This is a genomic window from Burkholderia cepacia (assembly GCF_029962485.1).
In the GTDB taxonomy this organism is placed as follows: domain Bacteria; phylum Pseudomonadota; class Gammaproteobacteria; order Burkholderiales; family Burkholderiaceae; genus Burkholderia.
Genome location: NZ_CP073639.1, coordinates 738,793 through 759,546 on the forward strand (window position 1 = coordinate 738,793; position 20,754 = coordinate 759,546).

Sequence of the window (20,754 nt, forward strand, 5' to 3'; positions counted from 1 at the left end):
CGCGCGTCACGGCGCGCAGCGCAGCTGCGAGTTCAGCAACGGCGACGGCAGCGCGGCCGTGCCCGAGGCGGCACACGGGCCGGCGCCCGGCAGCGCGACGATCGGCACCGGCGCGCTCGCGCCGCCCGCACCGGCCGGCGCGGCATTCGCCTTCGCGGCGCTGGCGGGCGTGCTGCCCGAATCGTCGCCGCCGCACCCGGCGACCAGCGCGCTCAACACGCAGGCGGCGAGCGCGACGCGCACGCGGCGCAGGTGTGTGAGGTTCATGTCGGCACTCCGTCAGTGAAGGATCGTCGACAGCGGCTTGCCCGAGCCCGCGACCGACTGCAGTTCGGTTTCGGTCACCACGCGATTCCACATCGCGACGTCGGAAAAGCTCTCGACGTTCGGCTTGACCGTCGTGCACGCGTTGACCGTATAGCCGCCGCTGTAGTGGCTCGCCGGGTAGCCGCACGCGAGCATGTGGTACTGGCCCGTGCCGTCCTCGTTCACGCCGAAGGTCTTCGTGCCGAGGCCCGGCAGCGCGGCCACGGACACCGTCAGCGGCGTGCTCTGCTTCTGCTCGCCGAGCACCGGGTCGAACGTGTAGGCCGTCATCGTCTTGCCAACCGTGTCGATCACGAACGCCGCGTACACCCACTGGTTCGCACTCACGCTCATCGTCTTCAGGTCATTGCGGGTGGAACCATCGCCCGCGTTGTACTGGATGTTGCAGGTGCCCGACGGCGCGCCCGACGCCTGCGGGAACAGCCCGATCGCGATGCCCGCGTTCTTGCCGCTCTGCCAGTTCTTGTTCGCGAAGACCGGCGTGCCGAAGCCGACCACGTCGGTACACGGCGTCTTCAGCCACATGCCGATCGTGAATTGCGATTGCGTCGCGATGTCGGCGTTCTGCACGAGTTTGTAGCCGTCGTACCCGTTCGTGTCGACGGTCTGCGTCGTCACCTGCAGCGCCTGACCGCCGAACGGATCCGCGCTCAGCGAGCCGCCGTTCGCGGCAGCCGAGAACGGGCCCATCGTGCTCGCGTTCAATGCATCGACGGCCGGCAGCGCGCCGAACGGGTAGTACGACGCGAGGCCGTTCTTCAGCGTCGTCGCGAGCGGCGGCGGCGGGGGCGGCGGCGGCACGTACGCGATCCGCGCGATGCTGCCGAGCGGCGCGCCGCCCGCCGTCACCACGTAGTCGAAGCTGTAGGTGCCGGCCGCGGTCAGGCCGAGATCGCTGTCGGTATAGGTCGTCGTGCCGGCCGGCAGCGTCGCGATCTGCTGGCCCGCGCGGTACACCGCGATCGCGCCGCTCGCGGGCGCGGCCCACGTCAGCACGACGCTGTGGCCGTCGGTGCTGGCCGCGCCGGCGAGCTGCGACACCGGCTGCGCGCCGATCAGTTCGCCGCCGTCCATTTCGTACGCGGACGCCGCGGGCAGCGCACCGAACTGCGCGAGCACGGTCGGCGCGATGTCCGCGATGCTCGCACGCGTGTGCAGGTCCGCCAGCGACGCCGGCTGCGCGGCGCTGCCCAGCCGCCCGTTGTCGGCCTGGTTCATCGCGATGAAAGTCGTCGATTCGGGCAGCAGCGGCAGGCCGTCGCTGCCGCCGGCCGCGTTCAGGCCATGGCCGCCGGTGACGACGACCAGCCAGTTCTCCTTGTTGCGCTTCGCGGTTTCGGCGACGAGCGCGCCGACGGCCGCGTCGAGTTGTTTGAGCGTGTTCGCGTACGCCGCCGCGCCGAGGCCGTAGTTCAGCGCCGCATCCTGCGCCGAATGGTATTGCGCGACGACGAGCGAGTAACCCTGCTGGATCATCGTCACGCCTTGCTGCGTGACGCAGCTGTCGACCGCCGCGCAATTCGCGAGCGTGTCGAGGCTGCCCGCGTTGCGTCCGGCCGTCAGCAGCGTCGCGAGCGCCGGCGATCCGACTGCCGCGCCCAGCAGGCCCGCGTTCGCGGTTTTCAGCGTGTCGAATGCGGTCGGCGCCTGCAGCGCCTGGTTCGGTGCGTCGGACAGCACCTGGTGACGGTTGCCCCACGCGCCGGTGAGCAGCGTGGCCCAGCTCGGTATATCGAGGTTCGGTTGCTGCGACAGCTGGCTGTTGACGCCCCCGCTATACGCGGGCGCGACCTGCAGCTTCGCGAGATTCGGCAACGTGCCGCCCGCGATGCCGGCCGCGAGCGCCGCATAAGTGACGCCGTCGAGCTCGATCACGAGCGCACGGTTCGTGACCTGCTGGCCCGGCGGCGTACCGTTGTTGCCCTTGCCATTGTCGGTACCGCCGGCCGCGTTCGTCGACGCGCTGCCGGTGCCGCCCGAGCCATCCATGTTGCCGCCGCATGCGCCGAGCGCGCCGACCAAGGTCAGCCCGCACAGCAGCCGCGCGAGAGTGGTCTTCCTCATGTTTCCCCCTGACTGGACTATCCGGATAGGCCCGGAGATCTGCCCGGATTCTGCTCAGGGGATGCGATGCGCGTATTTCGTTTTGCAGAAGCGCGCCGATACAGGTATCGGCTTTTTTGGGGGCGGGCCGGACCGGGCAACATCGCCGGCCCGCCGATGGAAACGTTACCGTCCGTCGCCAAGCGCGCCGAGAATCCCGTACGCGGCCTTCACGCGGTCTTCGATCGGCACACTGCCGTTCGCGAGCATCACGATCGCGATCTGCTTCGACGGCACGAATGCGACATACGTGCTGAAGCCGCCGGTCGAGCCGGTCTTGTTGATCCACGTCGCCGGGTTCGGCGCCAGCGGCGGCTTGATCGCACTGGCCGGTACCGCGTCGTACAGCATCTTCGGCGCATTGCCTTCAAGCAGCGTCGGCAGCGCGACCGGGGACGGATACTGTTCCCAGATCAGGTCCTGCGTCAGCGGCCCCGCGCGGAAATAGCCGGTGTGCGTGCGATCGATCGCGCGCTGCAGGCGCGGCGCCGTCTGGATCAGCCCCATGTTCGCCTGCACGAAGCGCAACAGGTCCGCTGCCGTGGTCCGCACGCCGTAGGCCGGCTGCCACAGCATGCCTTGTGTCATCCGGACCGGCTTGCCGTCCTTCGTATAGCCCTGCGCGTAGTCGGCCATGCGTGCGTCGGGCACGTTGATGTACGTGTGCGTCATCCCGAGCGCGGGAAAGAGCCGCTGCTCCATCAGCGTCGCGAAGTCCTTGTGCATCGCCTTCGCGGTGAGCCAGCCGAGCATGCCGATCGCGACGTTCGAATACTTGCGGTGCGTGCCCGGCGCATACTCGGGCCGCCACGCGTCGAGATAGCGGATCAGGCCGGCGTCGTCGCGGATGCTGTCCGGTACCTGCAGCGGTGTCCCGCCGGGCGTGTGCGTGCCGAGCTGGAGCAGCGTGACGACGCCGAACGGCTTGCCCTGCAGTTCGGGCAGATATTTGGCGACCGGGTCCGCCAGCGACAGCTCACCGCCCTCCTGCGCATCCGACGCAAGCGTCGCGGTCAGCGTCTTGCTGACCGAACCGATCTCGAACAGCGTATCGCCGGTGACGGGCCTACCGGTCTGCTTCGACATCACGCCGTAGTCGAACACGTACGGCTTGCCGTCCGCGACGATGCCGATCGCCATGCCGGGAATCGCGTACTGCTTCATCAGTGGTGCGATGTGGCGGGTCACGGTGTCGTGGAGGTCGTCCTGCGCGGCAGTGGCAGCGGCCGCGCGGCCGGCGGTTGTGATTGCGCACGCGGCGACGAGCAGCGTCGCGGCGAAGCGTGTCACGTTGAATCGCATGGTTGCGGTTCCTTTGGTATCGAATGGTTGCGTGAGCAACAGGCCGGTACGCGTCACACGGCAATCGTGCCGGCCGGCCTGTCGAAGCAGGACTATCCGCTGCCGGCCGGCCGCCGACAATCGACGATATGTTGCGCGAGCCTAAAGAAAATCTTATGAGATACGCGAAGCACCGGATTGCACCGTCGCAATCGCGGGCCGCCACCCGGTTTGCACGGGAAAACCTGTCGGTTTTAACAGCATCGAATCCGGCGACCGAATTGCGCCGTATAAAAAATCCATGAAAAAGAGATAACTCTTGTCAGATTCGCCAACGCCGGCACGCCGCGCGATTGATTCACCCGCGCGGATCGCAGTAGACTCGCGAAAGCAAAAAATAAAATCCATCCTGAGAGAAACAATGAATCGCTACTCGTTGATCGCCCGCTCCTGCGTCGCTGGTTGCCGGCCGGTCGCGTGATTTTCACGCGCCGGCCAACCCGTATCGGGACACCGCAACGCTGCCGCGCATCGCTCGCGCGCACGTCCGCCGTTTCGCCCGCCAGCCGATAGCACCGCCAGGGTCTCGCGCGCACTGCCCGCGCACGCCCTGCCTGACCGGAGAGTGACCTCGTGACAGAAACCGTAGCGGCGTCCGCCTATCGGCCGCGCGATGTCGTCAATGCACCCGACATCAAGGCGGCCATCGCGCGCCGCAGCGCCGAGCGCGGCGATCCTGCCGACATCCTCGCGTGGCTCGGCAACCACTTCTTCCGCTGGGTCGTCGGCGCGTTCGAGCAGGCGCGGCCGCTCGATTCGCTCGCCGATTACCGCGCGCTTGCCGGCGCCGACCGGCCGGCGCCCGACTGGCTCGTACGCCGGTTCCGCACGTCACCGGCATCCGGCGCGGCGGCCGACGCGGCACCGCCGCCGGCCGTCGAACCGAAACCGCTCTACTTCATCGATCCCGAGCACATGCTGCTGATCGACCGCGAGCGCGTGCTGGTCGAATTCCTGCGCTCGCGCGCCGGCACGCGGCTCGCGCAAAAACTGCAACGCATCACGTGCACGATGGCGCTCGACATGTGGGAGCGCGAGCACCAGCGGATGCAGGCGCGTCGCGACAAGGGCTGGGTGCCGAGCAGCGGCCTCGCGCTGCGCGAGGTGATGCGCACGCCGAACGGGGTCGTCTTCGAATTCATCGGCGATCACGCGGCGCTGCGCGAGGAACTCGCCTACGAGTCGTTCTACATGCAGCACTGCCTCGGCCAGTTCGCGGATCGCCGCCGGCTGCGCGGCGGCTACGGCGAACAGTACGCGCAGGCCGCGCAGGAGGGCCGGCTGCGCCTGTTTACGCTGCGCGGCGCGGGCAACCAGCCGCACGTGACGATCAGCCTGCAGGTGACCGGCGACGGCCTGCGCATCGACCAGATCAAGGGCAAGCAGAACCGCCATCCGGTACGTCGTTATGCGGACGACGTCCGCCAGTTTCTGCGCGTGCTCGCCCCTCATGGCGAGCGGCATCCCGATTGCGAGGGCATGGGGCTCGTGTTCGAACCGGATGCGCCGGGCGCGGCCGGCGGTGCCTGGACCTTCGTCACCGACGTGCGCTCGCCCGACCATCTGCTGAGCGTGATGAGCGAGAACTTCCACCTGATCGAGCATTTCCCGCAACCGCCGGCCGCACTTCAATGGCTGCTGCTGCGCAACGCACCGTATGCGCTCGGCCAGCTCCGGCAAATCGACCCGGCCGTCGCGGCTGCCGCACGCCATGCGCTGCCGGCCGAAGCGCTGCCGGCCGCGCGCGAACCGGACGCACCGCCGGCAACGGCCGCTTTCGAGATCGAAGGCATCGCGATCGATCCCGCGCTGTGCGCGGCATTCGCACTGCCTGCGGCGGCAGATGGGAGCGCGTCATGTTGAAACTGCTGATCGGCGCGGCCGTGCTGTGGTTCGCGTGGTACCTGTGGCGATCGTTCCGGACCGCCGCGCGGATGGTGCGCGAAGTCGACGCCGACCAGGCCGCGGGGGCCGACAGCACGGTATCGGTGCGGCAAACCACGGCCGTCAGGCTCGCGCACTCGCTGGCCGACCAGGCGCCGCCGAACCGCCGCCGCTGGGCGCTCGCGCTCGCCGACATCCTGCTGATCCGCAACGGGCTGCGCTGTGATTGCGACGATCTCGTCTACGCGCTGCCCGATGCACAGCGCGAGAAACTCGCGCTCCAGATGCGGCGCGAACTCGACCTGCCGGCCGACCTGCCCGAGTGGCAGATCGTGCAGCGCGTGCCGTCGATCCTCGCGGGCTGGATCCGCGGCGTCGGCCGCTCGCACGAAGGCTTCTACGAACAGCTCGCAGCCGTTGGCCGCGTGCGCGACGCGCTGGCGTTCGATTGCGCACGCACCGCGTTTCTCGTGCGCTGCATCGCGCTGCTCGGCTGGGCATCCGAACAGCACGCGTGGGTCGTACTGCTGCTCAACGCGCAGCGCGCGCAGGACAGCTTCGACAGCTGGGAAGACTTCGGGCTCGCGTATGCGCGAGCACGTCAGCACTGGCTGCGCGGCAGCGGCCAGGACGGCCCCGCGTCGTCGCGCGCCACGCAGGAAGTGCGCGAGCACCTGCGCAATCCGTCCGGAAACTGGCTTTCGCTGCCGTGGAAGCGCTATCGCATCTTCGATCCCCAACCCGTTTCGTCATGACCACCGACACCGACATGTCCTCCGCTCCCGCCGACCTGATTCCGCCCGCGAAGTCCCGATGGTTCATCTGCGACGTCGACGCTCTGCTGCGCGCGGGCGAGTTTGCCGCGCTCGACGCGCAGCTCGACGCCGCGCTCGCCGCCAGCTTCGCCGACCGTACGGCCGAAGCGCTGTACGTCGACGCGCTGCCGGCCGACGTTCAGCCATGCATCGACGCGGGCGCCGACGGCCTCGCGCGCCTGCGCGCATGGCAGGCCGCGAACCCGAGCTCCGCGCACGCGTGGCTGTGCGAAGCGCATTACTGGCACCACTGGGCCTACGAATACCGCGGTTCCGGCTGGGCCGAGACAGTGACCGAAACCGGCTGGATCTGCGCACATGCATGCGCCGCGATGACGGTCGTCGCCGCGCTGCGCGCGCTGGTGCTCGCGCCGACGATGTGGAGCGCGCCGATGGTGATCTTCACGAGCGTGTCGTCGTTCGGCGAGCCCGAGTGGCTCACGCAGCTCGTACGCGAGCGCCGCTGGTCCATCACCGAACTGCACCTGAACGTCGGCGCGGAAGACGAAGCCACGTGCGCCGAACTGCAGCGCATGCTCGCGCGCTCGGGATTGAATCCCGACGTGCCGGTCGCGTGCCCGGCCGAATTTCCCGACGCGCTGCCGGGCCCCGTCCAGGGCAAGAAGCTGCGCAAGGAGAAGTGGTACTGGATGGAAGCGACGCTGCACGTCCACCGGAGACTGTTCTTCCCGATGCGCACGTTCATCTGGTACATGCAGCCGCGCTGGGGCGGCTCGCACGACCACGTCCGCGCGTTCGTCGATTCCGATGCCTGCGCGCACCTCGATGCGCTCGAGAAGGACCGGCTGCGCCACGAGATCTGGCGCGACGATTACGCCGGCAATACGCTCGATCCGGATGACGGCGAAGACGACGCGCGCCGCGCGATGGCCGCGACGCTCGCACGCGCGCAGGCCGCGCTGCATCCGTATCACCGCTGGGAAACGCTGCACTGGCTCGCGTACAGCCATTTCAAGCGCAACGAGGACGAACAGGCCTACGCGCGGCTGCAGGAAGCCGAGCGCCACGAGCCGATCGACGACAATCGCGCGATGGCGATGGGCTTGCGACTGACGCTCGGCCTCGACCCGCAAGGCGACTGGCTGACCCGTGCGATCGAACGCGCATCGGACGCACGCGCATGCACGTCGGCGATGATCCTGCGCGGCTATGCCCATCGCACCGGCACGTTCGGCTTCGCACAGGACGACGCGCGCGGCGAAGCATGGCTCGAAGCCGCACGGTTGAACGAGCCGGGCTCGCTCGCATGGAACCAGCTCGCCACCGCGCTGGAATACAACAACCGTCGCCCCGCCGACGCCGTCGCACTCTGCCAGCTCGGCTACGAGGCGGGCGGCGATTCGTGCGGCTACCTGCTCGGCTGCTTCTACAAGGAAGGCACGGTTGTCGAGGCCGATCCGTACCGCGCCGCCCACTACTTCCGCGAGTCGATGGACGCCGGCGGCAACATGGCCGCGTACCGGCTCGGGTACACGTACCACCACATCGGACTCAACAGCACGGACCGCGACGAACGCGCGCGCATGCAGGTCGAGGCCGTCGAAACCGCTCGCAAGGCTCACGAAATGGGGCACACGGACGGCCTCGAGTGCATGCTGATGTTCATCGGCGACATCGAGGATCATTCGTCGCGCCACCGCTATGTCGACGAGCTGCGCCGGCATGCCGACGGCGGCCACCCGGCCGCGATGGCCGCACTGTCGTTCTTCTTCGCCGACATCAGCGACAAGTCGCTCTACGACTATCGTGAAAGCGTGCGCTGGATCATGGGCGCGCAGGCGATCGCCCCGGACGACGAATACGTGCTCAACATCACACGCGTCAGCCACGAGGACGGCATGCTCGCGAAGCTGCGATACAAGCTGCAGCGCAAGCAGATCAAGGCACACGAAATCCCCGGCGCCGACAACGCGATGGTCTGAGCGCCGACGATGCGCGCGTGCCCGGCAACGGGCCGCGCGTTACCCCGCCAGCCGGTCGAGAAACGCCAGCATCGCCGCGTTGAATCGCGCGGGTCGCTGCAGCGGCGCGAAATGGCTCACGCCGGGCAGGATCGTCAGCGTTGCACCGGGAATCGTACGTGCGAGGTACGCGGCATGCTCCGGCCGGATGAATTCGTCGTGCTCGCCCTGCACGATCGCCACCGGCGCCGCGATCGCCGCGAGATCCCGTTCGCTGTAATTCGGTTGCGTGCGCATCATTTCGCTGACGGCCGCGACGAATGCGTCGAACTGGTCGGGTGTCGCGGACAACCGCGCGTAGTCCTTGCGGTGCCGCGCGAAACAACGGTCGATCACCGGGCCCGGCACCATCTCCTTCGTGCCGCCCGGGTCCATATTGCACGCGAAGAAGAACACGCCCGCCGCGCGCTCCGGTGCGCGGGCCGCCAGCACGAGCGCGATGCACGCGCCGTCGCTCCAGCCGACGAAACGCGCACGGTCGACGTGCAGCGCGTCGAGCACCGCGAGCACGTCCGACGCCATGCGTTCGTAGGAATAGGGTTGCGCGTCGCGTGTGCTGCGGCCGTGGCCGCGGCTGTCGATCACAATCGCGCGATAGCCGGCCGCGAGCAGCGCCGGCACCTGGTTGCCCCAGTTGCCGCCGTGGCCGAGGCCGCCATGCAGCAGCACGACCGGCGGGCCATGGCCGAACGACGCGTGCCAGATGCGCGCGCCGTCGTGCTCCAGCCAGCCTTCGGCATCGGCCGCCGGCAGCGGCGTGCCGCCATGGGCGTCGAAGCGGACGAGTTCGTCGTCGTCGAGTTCCGCATTCATCGTTCTGCCGTCCTTTCGAGGGAGACGCGCTTGCGATTGTAATGCGTGTGGCCGACGCAGCCCGAAGCCGTCAGGCTTGCGTCGACACCAGCCCGCCCGATGACGAGTTGCCCGACTTCTGGAGCACCGCCGCGAGCTGCGAGATCGCCGCCGACAGCGCCGCCGAGATCGAGCTGGCTTCCGCGCTCAGCGTCTGTTGCTCGATGACCGCGGACGGGTCATCCTTCGCGCGCTGGGCCGCGTCCGCCATCTGCCGCTCCAGTGTCGCGAGCTGCTTTTGCAGCCGCTCGATCAGCGCCTTCAACTGGGTGACGGCAGGATCCTCCGCCGACGATGCGCCCGCCGCGCCGAGCGTTTCGCCGGTGTCGCCGGCCGCCGCTTTCGTGCCGGTGGTGCTGCTCGCACCCGTCGTGCCACTGCCGCCCGTGGCAGCTGTCGTGCCGTCGGCGGACGAAGCCGCGGCCGGGGCGGCCGACGTGTTTGCGGTAACGCTGCTGTCCGCCAGTGAGGCGCGCGCGGTCGTGGAGAAATCGATCTGCATCGTGTCGGTCCGTGTGTGTCGATAAGCGAATCGTGACGGGGCGGGAAATGCCTTCCAACTCGTTTACGGCATTCGTCACACGAAACTTGAGTGTCGGGGTCGGACGAATGCCGAGCAGATCGCCGCATTCCACGCTCGAAAGGGCCAGATTGGCGCCACGGCGGCGCTGGTAAAATTGCGGCTTCGCCGGCCGGCCTCGCGCGTCGACCGCCTTCGGGCGCCCGCGCGCAACGTCGCCGGTTTCGACTCCCGTCCTGCCGGGCGCGGCATGCCACGCGTGCCGACGCCGCAATCGCGGCGCAGCGGGTCGCCTTTTCCGTCCGCCTTCGTGACCCGCTCGCCGGTTCGAGCGGCGAACGCCGTGCGGCGCGCTCCATTCATCACGCATTCGAGGAACACACGATGGCCCGCATCGGCGCCTTCTGCATCACGACGTGGCTTGCCGCCGCGATTCTCTACTTCGGCCAGCACTCCGTCGCGATGATCGCGTTGAGCGGTGTCGTCGTGTTCGGCGGGTTCGATCTGCTGCGTCCGTAACGCACGTCAGCAGGCCGCGAACGTCGCCACCGCCGGATCGACCGCCAGCGCACGCTCGTTGAAGACGACCGGCACGCCGCCGAGCCCCAGCTTGCAGTTCGGACGATCGAGCCGCCACCCGTCGATGCGCAGCGCGACGCGCGACACCGGTACGCCACCCGCATGCGGCAGGTCGATCGTGATCCGCCGCTTCGCACCCGGCACCAGGTTCAGGTAGTTGTCGCCGTAGAACGCGGGCAGCACGCGCGCACCGGTCGACGGGTCGAATACCTGCAGGTGCGTCATCAACGCGATGCCCGCCCCGACGTTCGCGACGTCGACCGTGATGCGCGTCGTCACGTCGTCGGCCTCGGATGCCGTCGCACTGACGGCCACTGCCGCCGCCGGCATCGCATCGAGCGACGTGTAGGTCGTGTCGCCACCGTCGCGCTGCCGCCAGTACACGTTCTCCGCGAGCGCATTGCCGCCCGCATCGGTCAGCGCGAGCGCGACGATGCACACGTCGGATCTCGCGGCAGCCATCGCCGCCTTCAGGTTCGCCACCACACGATACGACGCCTTCGCCACGCCGCCGACATCCGCGGCGGTCCGGCTGCTCAGCGTGCCGTCCAGGTTGTACACGCGCATCTCGACGCGGCCCGTGACGGCCGCCGCCGTATGGTTCGCAATCGTCACGTCCGACGTATTCGCATCGAGGATCGCATTGACTCGGCGGCAGCCGTGCCGAACCGCGAAGAACGACGCATGCTCCTCGAGATCGTGGCTGTACATCTGCCACACGAAGCTCGGTTGCGCGGGGTTCGTCATCCACATGATCACGCCGGTGGCCGGCGACGTGATCTTCCCGGCCACGGGGCCGATCATCACGGCCGCATTCGCCTCGTAGATCGAGCGGATGCACTCGTAGTTCATCATCTGCGCCTTGCGCACGAAGTCGGCCAGATTCCGGATCGCACCGTAGCGCAGCGCCGTCATCGCAATGTAGCCGGCGCCGCCTTGCTGGCCGACCTGGGCGTAGTACGCACCGTTGCCATTCATGTCGCGGTCGGCCCAGAAGTCGTCCGGGCATTCGTACGAACCGGGCGGCAGCATCGATTCGACGAATTCGAGTGTCGGAATCGAGTGCGAACCGACTTCGTTGTGGAACGCGATCGACGTCGTGCCATAGCCACGGCTGAACGCGGCCTGCGGCGACGCCCAGTTGTACGGGCCGCCCGACGAATAGCCGTTGACCGCGCCGGCGCCGGTGTCGCCCGCCGAACTCGTGAGGCACAGGCGTTGCGGATCGAGCTCGGCGACGAGCGCGTCGAGCCCCTTCACGAGCGCCGGCGGCGGTGAGCCCTCGTTGCCACCGCACCAGAGCAGGATCGACGGACGATGACGATTGCGCGCGATCACGTCGCGGATGTTGTCGAGATCGCGCGGCACGTTGGCGGCGCCCGAACCGTCGCCCTCGGTCGAAAAGAAGAAGTCCTGCCACACCAGGATCCCGTAGCGATCGCACGCGTCGAAGAAATCGTCGCTCGTGCTCTGCCCGTTCCAGTTGCGGATCAGGTTGAGGTTGGCGTCGCGATGCAGTCGCACCTGATTGAACAGCCGTTCGCGCGGAATCCGCTTCAACGCTTCGTCGAGCCCCCAGTTGCCGCCCATCACGAGGATCGGCAGGCCGTTGACGGTGATGCTCAGTTGCGTGCCCATGCCGATATCGCGCGAATACTCGATGCGGCGCAGGCCGACGTTCAACTTGCGCTCGTCGGACAGCACGTGCCCGACCTTGAGCCCCACCGTCACCGCGTAGAGATTCGGGTCGCCATACCCGTTCGGCCACCACAGGCGCGGCTGCCTGATCGACAGTGCCGCGATGTCCGACGACGTGAGCGACACCTTCGTCGTCGTACTCGATGCGGGAATCGCGATGTCATGGCTGAACGTCGCGCCGTTGCCGATGCTGCCGACGAGCGTCGCGACGAGGTCGGCGCCCGAGCCGTTGTCCAGTTCGAGATCGAGCCGCAACTCGGCACGCGAGAGATCGGCCGACAGCGTATGAGCGACATTCAGTGCGGCGATGCGCACCGCGCCGGTCGTGAACCACCGGACCGGTTGCCAGATGCCGAGATCGCGGTCGGGAATCGTCGGCAGCCAGTCCCAGCCGGCCGAGCAGAAGAAGGTCGGCCCGTTCTTCAGCGTGACGCCGGTCGGGCCGCCGTTGCGGCCGCCACGCGTCACGCCGCTCTTGTAATTCGGCAGCAGCGGCCCTTCGGAGAAATCCAGCTTGACGACGCGCACCGCCAGATTCGCTGCGCCACCCGCCTGCGGCACGAGCCGCGTGATGTCGAATGCGCCTTGCTTGAACGCGCCTTCGAGCCGGCCGACGAGCGCGCCGTTCAGCCAGATCTCGGCGCAGTAGTTGACGCCGCCGAAGTTCAGCCACAACCGCTGCCCCGGCCGCCGGGCCGGCGCCGCGAAGGTCGTGCGGTACCAGTAGTCGGTGTCCTTCAGCGTATCGGGAACGGTGTCCGTGACGATGCGGCCGTAGAACGGATCGGGATACTTGCCGTTGACGATCATGCTGTTGAGCACGGTGCCGGGCACCGTCGCGGGCGCCATGCCCGTCATGCCGCCCGCGCCCGACAGTTGCGCACCGCTCGCACCCGGCAGGCTGCTTGCGGGCGCGAACGTCCAGTTCTGCGCGAGGTCCTGCGCAGCCAGCAGGCTATGCTCCGGGTCGGCCGGCACGCCCGGCACGGTGGGCGTGACCGTCGCCGGGCCGTCGGCGCCGGGCATGCCCGACGAGGCGGCCGGCGAATCGATGTCGCCATTGCAGCCCGCGAGCCAGCTCGTGCCGACCAGCGCGGCACCGTAGGACAGGAATTTGCGGCGTTCTTTCGATGTCACGTTGCGTTCCTCCCTGATGGTGTCGTCGTCAGTGCGCGCCGGCCTGGCCCAGTCGCATGGCAGAAGGCGACGTGCCTGCCGTCATGCGTGTGTAGTCCGCGTTCGGCCCGGACGGCGGCGTCAGGTTGTCGGCGGCCGCCCATTGCGTCGGCGTCGCGGACAGCGCGTAGGTCATCGTCCCGCCGTTGGCGATCGTGCCCAGCGGCAGCCACGAACCCGCATAGTCCGCGCCGTTGACCTTCAGCGACCGGATATACGCGAACGACGGATGACCCGATGCGTCCATCGCGACCTGCTTGTCGCTATCGAGCCGCAGCGTCTTGCCGTTGCCGAGCCAGACGGTGATCCCGCCGAACTGCGGCGTGGACAACGCGAGCCCGGCTTCCGACGGAATGACCGGGAACATGCCGAGCGCGGCCCACACGTACCAGCTCGACGTCGCGCCCATGTCGTCGTTGCCCGGCAGGCCGTCTCGCGCGGTCGTGAACGACTTCGACATGATGATCGGCAGGATGTACTGCGCGCCGCTCGGCTGGCCGGCCCAGTTGTATCCCCACGGCGACTGGAACGACGGTTCGTTACCGATGTACAGGTTGGTGGACGATTCGCCGCCGTTCAGGTCGGCGGAGCCCGGCACGGTCGAGAACGGCGTCGTGATCGCGAACAGGTTGTTCAGCCGCGTGACGGCCGCCTGCTTGCCGCCGATCGCGTCGATCAGCGCGGTCCAGTCCTGCGCGAAGGTCCAGAAGTAGTTCGGTTCCGTCGATTCGTGGAACGAACCCTGCACGAGCGTACCCAGCGTGCCGGGCGCGGAACCGGACGGCGGTGCATTGCGCGCGGCGATCACCTTGTTCGTGTAGTCGAAGATGTTGCGCCACCATCCCGCCCGCGTGTACAGCGTGCCGATGTTGTCCGGCGTCACGCCGACCGACGGCGCGTTCAGCACGCTGGCCGGCAGCGCCTGCAGGAACGCCGCGGCCGAGCGGTCGCTCAGCACGCGCTCGATCGTCGCGGACGACGAATGGCCGTCGTCGCTTTGCGACAGGTAGTGGGCCGTCAGGAAATTGGCGAGCCCCGCCGCACTCGTGCGGTCGTTGCAGGCACTCGACGGATCGAACACCGACTGCTTCGTCAGACGCGCAGCCGACACCAGGTCGAAATCGGTCGCGCCGAACTTGTATGCGCCGGCAATCACGTTCAATGCGTTGTCGCCGGCCATCGGCGTCGAGTCGTCGCTGCCGTCGACCCAATGCGGGAAGGCTCCGCACTGCAATGCGTCGACGACAAGCGACTGCATCATGTCGCTCGATTCCTTCGGCGCGAGCATCGCCAGCAGCTGCGCCTGCGACCGGTACGTGTCCCACAGCGAGAAGCCCGTGTAGTGATCGCCTGCGCCGCCCTGCGAACCGTCGGCGCGCCGGAACGCGTAGTCGCCGACCTTCGCCGTCGCGCGCGGCGGGATCGTGCCGGTCTGGTCGACCGACTTCGGATAGCTGCCGTCCGCGTTCCTCGCCTGACGCATGCTGCGGAATTCGCCGTTCGCGTCGCTGTAGAGCGTCGGCGTGCCGAACACGCGATAGAGCGCGGTATAGAACTTCGTGAGGTTCGCCTTCTGCGTCGCATCGAGCGAAGACGGATTCGCGGCCTGGTCGATCTGGATCGTGTTGAGCCGGTCGTTCCACAAGCCGGACGCGTTCGTCCGTGCGTCGTCGAACGCGAGCTTTTCACCCTCGCCCTTCAGGTTGGCCTGTGCATTCCGGATGCTGACGGACGAGATCCCGACTTTCACGGTCACCGTCCTGTCCGCATCGGTCAGGTCGAACTGCAGCGTCGCCGCGCCGTTACTGGCCGTGTTCACCGACGACGCGCCGGCCTGCTTGCGCAGCGGCTTGTCGAAGGTCGCGTAGAAATACACGGGCGCATTCCATACCGTGCCGTACGGCGTGCAGAATGCCGGCGCCACGGCCTGCCCGCTCAGCGACTTGCCGTCGCTCGCGAGCGCCAGCGAGACGTTGTTCGCGGTGACTTTCGTGCTGCCCGAATCGCTGTTGCCGTTCAGCTTCGCATCGATCGAGAAGAAGCCCTTGTCCTTGTTCGTGTACGTGAAGCGCGCGATGCCGGAGCGCGCCGTCGCGCTCAGCTCCGTCACGATACCGTTCGCGAGGCGCACCTTGTAATACCCCGGCTGGGCCGTTTCGTCCGCATAGCTGTACCCGACGCCGATCGGCCGGCCGCCCGACGCCACCGCGGTCGCCGCATCGGTCGGCAGCATTGCGACCGTACCCTGCCCCGGGCAGCCGACGCCGCTCAGGTGCGTGACGCTGAAGAAGTCGATCGTGCCGCCCGAGCCGCCCGACGACAGGTAGCCGCCCGAGCCGTTGAAGTTGTAGCGCGGCGTGTTCGGCCCGAAGTTCACCATGCCGAACGGCACCATCGCACCCGGGCTCACGTTGCCCGCGTAGCCGGAATCCGCATTGACCTGCGTGCCGATGAGCGGGTTGACGAACTGGGTCAGCTGCATATTGATGCGCTTGGGCGGCGCCGGTTGGCCCGGCTGCGACGGCTGGGATGGCCCAGAGGTCGGCGGCACCGTCGACGGGGTGTCTCCCGCGCCGTTGGTGGCCGTCGTAACGCTGCTCACGTCGTCGCCGCCACATGCGGCGAGCGCTGCACAGGTCAGCGCAGCGACGAGCAAGAATCGTGGATTGTTCATTTTTTGATTAGTACCGTTAATTAAAACGATTAATCCGGCGCCGACGATAGTCCGAGGCGCCGCCATGCTTGTTGCCTGGCGCGACGCCGCATGCCATCCAAGCGACGTGGCGCCGATTTCCACATGCATGTACGCAGCGACGATCGTTGCTGCCACAACCGTCGCCCCCTCCTCCTGTTTCCGGGAATGTCACATGCTTCCCGGGGGCTTACAGTGCCGCAACAACTGTTTATTCACTACAGGAAGTTTCCCGAATTTTCAGTTTGTTTAACTAAACACTCGGGCGTTAAGTGGCTTTGGGTACAAATTGCCACCATTTGTTGCATTGCAGCGCCCGCGCAGAAGGGCGTGCATCGACGGGCGCCCGGCGAATCCGGGCGCCGCATGAACTCACGGAGAGGAACGAGCGGGATGCCGTGCGCGTCAGCGCGGCAGCGTCCTCAACGACGACGGCCCGCCCGTCAGCGCGATTCGCTTGCCCGTATCGCGCAGCTTGCCGCCTTCCACCGCATACAGTGCAAGCTGCCGTTCGACGTTGAATTGCACGATCACGTGCCGGCTGTCGGCGGTAAACACGATGCCTTGCGCGGCCTCGCCGCCGGGCAACTCGCTCACCTTCACGGCCTGCCCGTCGCGGATCGCGAACAGCAGCACCTTGCCGAGCTTGTGGCGGCCCGGGTTGTCCGGCGTCAGGTTCGAGCCGTCCATCGCCTGCACCGCGATCCATTTCCCGTCCGGCGAGATCGCGACGCCTTCCGGCAGCGACGGCACCGTCAGGTACTGGACCGTGCGGAACGGCACGCGCGATACGTCGATCAGCGCGATCGAATCGGCATCGCCCGCGAGCGTGCCCGTATAACCCGGCAGCCCCGCAAGCCCCACGTTGCTGACGACGGCCCAGCGGTTGTCGCCCGACACGTCGATCGTGTAGGGCGCGACGCCCGTGCTCAGGCGCGTGCCGCTGTCGGTCACCTTGCCGTCGTCGACGTTCAGCACCGCGACGCCCTGCTCGTCGCGCAGCGACACGAGCGCGTGCTTGCCGTCGTGGGTGAAGCTGATCCCGGCCAGCCGCTTCTTGCCGATCTTCAGGTTGCCGTCGAGTGTCACCTGCGTGCCGTCGATGCGCAGGATCGACACGCTGCCGTCGACATTGGCGACGAGCGCGAGCCGGCCCGATCGGTCGATCGCGATCCCTTGCGGATGCGAGCCGAGCTCGATGCGCGTGATCGCGGGCGGCGCGGCGTCGAGCTTCACGACCTGCAGGAACGTGTCGAACACGAGCTGCTTCGCGGCCGTGTCGTAGCGCGTCGGCGCGCCGACGAGCGCGAGCTTCGCGTCGGGCGTGATCGCGACGGCCTGTGGCGGCCCCTGGATGCCGTTCTCGACGTCGACCTGCAGTGCGACCTTCGGCGGGAACGTGCTCGCGTCGAGCAGCGTCAGCGTGTCGGCGGGCGGAGAAGGCAGATAGGTGTCACGGCCCTCGACACGCTGATACTTGCCGTCGTTACCGGACACGATCCAGTCGGCGGCGTGTACGGCAACGGCCGTCGTGGCGAGGGTCAGCGCGGCGAGCAGGCGCGCGCTGCGCAGGCGGAAGGGATTCGAATGCATGGCGGTCGGTTCTCCGGATCGGTTGCGGACGCAATGGATGGCACGACCCTGCTGCTCGACGGGTCGATGCCATCGCATGATGCCGGAAAGCGCGCAAATCCGGCGTCTCGCGTCGCGGTCCGTCACGCTGCCGATCGCGCGCCCGGCTCCCATTGTGCGACATCGTCGAGCGGATAAACCGGCCGCGCGAGCCGCTCGTAGCGGAACAGCCCGTAGTCCGAGCCCGTCACGCCGCGGCTGTCGCACTCGACCAGCGCGGCCGCGATCGGCACGAACACCGGCCGGCAATACATCCGCGACTTCAGCAGCAGGAAGCGCGCGCGGCGCGGATCGACGCCGACACTCTCGAACACGCCGAGATCCCAAGGTTCCTGCGTGCGCTCGGTGATGACGAGCGTGGCCGCGCCGATGTCGAGCACGGCCGCGCGGCCCATGTACGCGCGCTGCCCCGTGTACGTCGGCCCCGTGATCACGTATTCGCCGTCGGTGATCGCGCGCACGACGCCCGTCGCACGGAACGGTTCGCGCCGCACGCCGCCATGTGACGGCAGCCGGTTGCCGACCGGCACCGTGACCGTCGCACCGACGCCCGCGTCGATCAGCGCCGCGACGGCTTCGGGGTCGCACAACGGCCCGCTGACGATGCCGTCGAGCCCGTGCGCGAGCGCAGCCTCGAGCAGGTCCATCGTGTCGCACGGGCCGCCCGACATGCAGTTGTCGCCGTGATCGAGCATCAGTACGGGGCGGTCCGCGCCACGTGCGAGCGCCGCCGCCTGCGTGACCGATTCGTCGAGCGGCGCGCTGCGATAGACAAACTCGTCGCGCGCGTCCCAGATCTGCCGCGCGATGCGCTCGGCGACCGCGTCGGCCGCGGCGCGGTCGCCGTCGGCGACCACGACGACGCTGATGCACGGCGCGGGAATGTCCGCGAGCGAGAACCCGGGAAGCACCGATACCGCCAGCATCCCGTCGGCCTCGGCCGCACGAGCGGCCTCCACCGCGCGCCGCATCGCGCCTTCGGCGCTCGCGCTGAGCAGCGTCGACGTCATCAGCGGCGGTCGCCGCCATGCGAGCACCGGCCGTGCACGACCGTGGATCCGGTCGAGCAGCACGCGCGCCGCATGCTCGCCCGTCTCGTACATGTCGACATGCGGATAAGTCTTGAAGCTGACGATCACGTCCGCATGGTCGATCATCTTCTGCGTGACGTTCGCGTGCAGGTCGAGCGCGACCGCGATCGGCGCGTCGGGCAGCGCCGCGCGCACGCGCGCGAGCAGGTCGCCCTCGCCGTCCGCGCTCTGCTCGGCGACCATCGCGCCGTGCAGGTCGAGCATCACCGCGTCGCAACCGGGCGCGGCCGCGACGATCGCGTCGCAGATTGCCGCATACGCGTCGGCCGCGACCGGCCCGCTCGGGTTCGCGGCCGCCGACACGGGCGTCACGATGTCGGCGCCTTCGCGCGCGGCCGCGTCGATGAACGCGGCCATCGCCGTGCGCATCCCGTGGTTCGCGCGATACGCCTCCTCGCCCCAGTCGGGGCCGTTGCGGCCGAACGCGGCAAGCGGCGTCGGCACCGGCGAGAACGTGTTGGTCTCGTGGTTCATCCGGGCGATCAGGATCTTCATTACGCGCGGCCCTCCCCGCACATGCCGTCGTTCATCTGCGAAACCTGCATCGTCGACCTCCTCGCAATCGATCAAAAGGTACGGCGTCCCGCAGGACGCCGTCACCCGGTCAGCGCGCTTGCGCGCCGCTCAAGCGTACCCCGTCGTGCCCTTCGTCTCCAGATATTCGACGAGACCGAACTCCGCATACTCGCGCCCGTTGCCCGAACGCTTGTAACCGCCGAACGGCGCGGCCGGGTTCCACGCCGGGTAATTGATGTGGACGTTGCCGACCCGCAGCCTTGCCGCGACGCGGCGTGCCCGCTCGAGATCCTTCGACTGCACGTAAGCCGCGAGCCCGTAGACCGAATCGTTCGCGAGCGCGACGGCTTCTTCTTCGGTCCGGTAGGTCATGATCGCCAGCACCGGCCCGAAGATCTCCTCGGTCGCGATCGTCATGTCCGGCGTGACGTTCGAGAACACCGTCGGCCGCACGTAGAACCCGTCGCCAAGCCCTTCCGGGCGCCCGGGGCCGCCGGCGACGAGCGTTGCGCCTTCCTCGATCCCGAGCCGGATGAAGTGCTGGATGCGGTCGAACTGCGTACGGCTGACGACCGGCCCGATGCCGGTTTCCGTCGAACGCGGATCGCCGACGACGGTACGTTCCGCTTCGCGCCGCGCCGCCTGCTCGGCCAGCGCCAGATGATCGACATGCACAAGCATGCGCGTCGGCGCATTGCACGACTGGCCGCTGTTGCTGAAGCAGCTGCGCGCGCCGCGCGTGACGGCATCCTCGATATCGGCGTCGGGCAGGATCAGGTTCGGGCTCTTGCTTCCAAGCTCCTGGTGCACGCGCTTCACGGTATCGGCGGCAGCCTTCGCGACCTCGACACCGGCGCGCGTCGAGCCCGTGAACGACACCATGTCGATATCCGGGTGCCGCGACAGCGCATCGCCCACTTCATGCCCGTAGCCATGCACGAGGTTGAACACGCCGGGCGGCACACCGGCTTCGTGCAGGATCTCCGCGAACAGGATCGCGCTGAACGGCGCGATCTCGCTCGGCTTGAGCACCATCGTGCAACCGGCGGCGAGCGCCGGCGCGACCTTGCAGACGATCTGGTTGATCGGCCAGTTCCACGGCGTGATCAGCGCGCACACGCCGATCGGTTCGTGCGACACCAGTAGCGCATCGGTCTGCGTGCTGAAACGGAACGACTGCAGCGCACGGATCGTCTGTTCGAGGTGCGCGGTGCCGACGGCGGCCTGCGCCGCGCGCGCAAACGCGATCGGCGCGCCCATTTCCTGACTGATCGTCTGCGCGACCGCTTCGTAGCGGCGCTGGTAGATCTCGAGCACGCGCTTCAACAGCGCGACGCGCTCGTCCACGGACCAGCGCGAGTACGTGTCGAAAGCCTGTTTCGCCGCGCCGACCGCGCGATCGACGTCGGCCGCGACGCCGATCCTGAGTTGCGCATACGGTCGCGCGGTGGCCGGGTCGATCACGTCGATCGATCGTGCATCGGCCGGATCGAGCCACTGGCCGTCAATATAGGACTGTTGCGAGGTTCGCATCGAATGCTCCTGA

The 20,754-nt window shown here is 68.1% G+C and carries 14 protein-coding genes; 4 read left to right on the forward strand and 10 right to left on the reverse strand.

Going from position 1 to position 20,754, the window contains the following annotated elements; genetic code table 11:
* Positions 1-6: 6 nt before the first annotated feature.
* From KEC55_RS34365 to ampC, 3 genes are all read right to left on the reverse strand, one after another.
* Positions 7-267: a hypothetical protein gene (locus KEC55_RS34365; RefSeq protein WP_282512006.1), complete on the reverse strand. Its 261-nt coding sequence runs from the start codon at positions 265-267 to the stop codon at positions 7-9.
* A 12-nt stretch (positions 268-279) separates the two neighbouring features.
* Entirely contained in the window at positions 280-2,391 is a 2,112-nt protein-coding gene (locus KEC55_RS34370; RefSeq protein ID WP_282512008.1) for a hypothetical protein, read from the reverse strand.
* A 165-nt stretch (positions 2,392-2,556) separates the two neighbouring features.
* Positions 2,557-3,732 carry a class C beta-lactamase gene (gene ampC, locus KEC55_RS34375; protein ID WP_282512010.1) on the reverse strand — a complete coding sequence of 392 codons (1,176 nt, stop codon included), beginning with the start codon at positions 3,730-3,732 and terminating at the stop codon, positions 2,557-2,559.
* Positions 3,733-4,344: 612 nt separating this feature from the next.
* Between ampC and KEC55_RS34380 the strand changes: the two genes are divergently transcribed.
* The 3 genes from KEC55_RS34380 to KEC55_RS34390 are packed head-to-tail and all read left to right on the forward strand — an operon-like array spanning position 4,345 to position 8,413.
* Positions 4,345-5,634, forward strand: a complete 1,290-nt coding sequence (locus KEC55_RS34380) for a hypothetical protein (RefSeq protein WP_282512012.1) — start codon at positions 4,345-4,347, stop codon at positions 5,632-5,634.
* Positions 5,628-6,410 carry a DUF1266 domain-containing protein gene (locus KEC55_RS34385; protein WP_282512014.1) on the forward strand — a complete coding sequence of 261 codons (783 nt, stop codon included), beginning with the start codon at positions 5,628-5,630 and terminating at the stop codon, positions 6,408-6,410. Before KEC55_RS34380 ends, KEC55_RS34385 begins: the two co-directional genes overlap by 7 nt.
* A 14-nt stretch (positions 6,411-6,424) precedes the next feature.
* On the forward strand, positions 6,425-8,413 hold the full coding sequence (locus KEC55_RS34390) for a DUF4034 domain-containing protein (protein ID WP_282512016.1): 1,989 nt from the start codon (positions 6,425-6,427) through the stop codon (positions 8,411-8,413).
* 39 nt (positions 8,414-8,452) lie between these two features.
* Here KEC55_RS34390 and KEC55_RS34395 read toward each other — a convergent pair whose 3' ends face one another.
* Positions 8,453-9,265, reverse strand: a complete 813-nt coding sequence (locus tag KEC55_RS34395) for an alpha/beta fold hydrolase (RefSeq protein WP_282512018.1) — start codon at positions 9,263-9,265, stop codon at positions 8,453-8,455.
* A gap of 70 nt (positions 9,266-9,335) precedes the next feature.
* Positions 9,336-9,806: a hypothetical protein gene (locus tag KEC55_RS34400; protein ID WP_282512020.1), complete on the reverse strand. Its 471-nt coding sequence runs from the start codon at positions 9,804-9,806 to the stop codon at positions 9,336-9,338.
* 402 nt (positions 9,807-10,208) lie between these two features.
* On the opposite strand from KEC55_RS34400, the gene KEC55_RS34405 reads away from it, so the two are divergent.
* Complete coding sequence (locus tag KEC55_RS34405; protein WP_006405345.1) at positions 10,209-10,343, forward strand: hypothetical protein; 135 nt, start codon at positions 10,209-10,211, stop codon at positions 10,341-10,343.
* Between the two features lie 6 nt (positions 10,344-10,349).
* On the opposite strand, the gene KEC55_RS34410 is transcribed toward KEC55_RS34405, so the two are convergent.
* From KEC55_RS34410 to KEC55_RS34430, 5 genes are all read right to left on the reverse strand, one after another.
* On the reverse strand, positions 10,350-13,238 hold the full coding sequence (locus KEC55_RS34410) for a glycoside hydrolase family 2 protein (protein WP_282512148.1): 2,889 nt from the start codon (positions 13,236-13,238) through the stop codon (positions 10,350-10,352).
* A 28-nt stretch (positions 13,239-13,266) separates the two neighbouring features.
* Entirely contained in the window at positions 13,267-15,951 is a 2,685-nt protein-coding gene (locus KEC55_RS34415) for a GH92 family glycosyl hydrolase (RefSeq protein WP_282512151.1), read from the reverse strand.
* A gap of 423 nt (positions 15,952-16,374) precedes the next feature.
* The gene (locus tag KEC55_RS34420; protein ID WP_282512154.1) at positions 16,375-17,562 is read right to left on the reverse strand and encodes a YncE family protein; all 1,188 of its coding nucleotides are present in this window, start codon (positions 17,560-17,562) and stop codon (positions 16,375-16,377) included.
* 122 nt (positions 17,563-17,684) lie between these two features.
* Positions 17,685-19,187, reverse strand: coding sequence for a M81 family metallopeptidase (locus KEC55_RS34425; RefSeq protein ID WP_282512156.1), 1,503 nt, complete (start codon positions 19,185-19,187; stop codon positions 17,685-17,687).
* Positions 19,188-19,316: 129 nt separating this feature from the next.
* On the reverse strand, positions 19,317-20,741 hold the full coding sequence (locus KEC55_RS34430; RefSeq protein WP_282512158.1) for an aldehyde dehydrogenase family protein: 1,425 nt from the start codon (positions 20,739-20,741) through the stop codon (positions 19,317-19,319).
* Positions 20,742-20,754 lie beyond the last annotated feature (13 nt).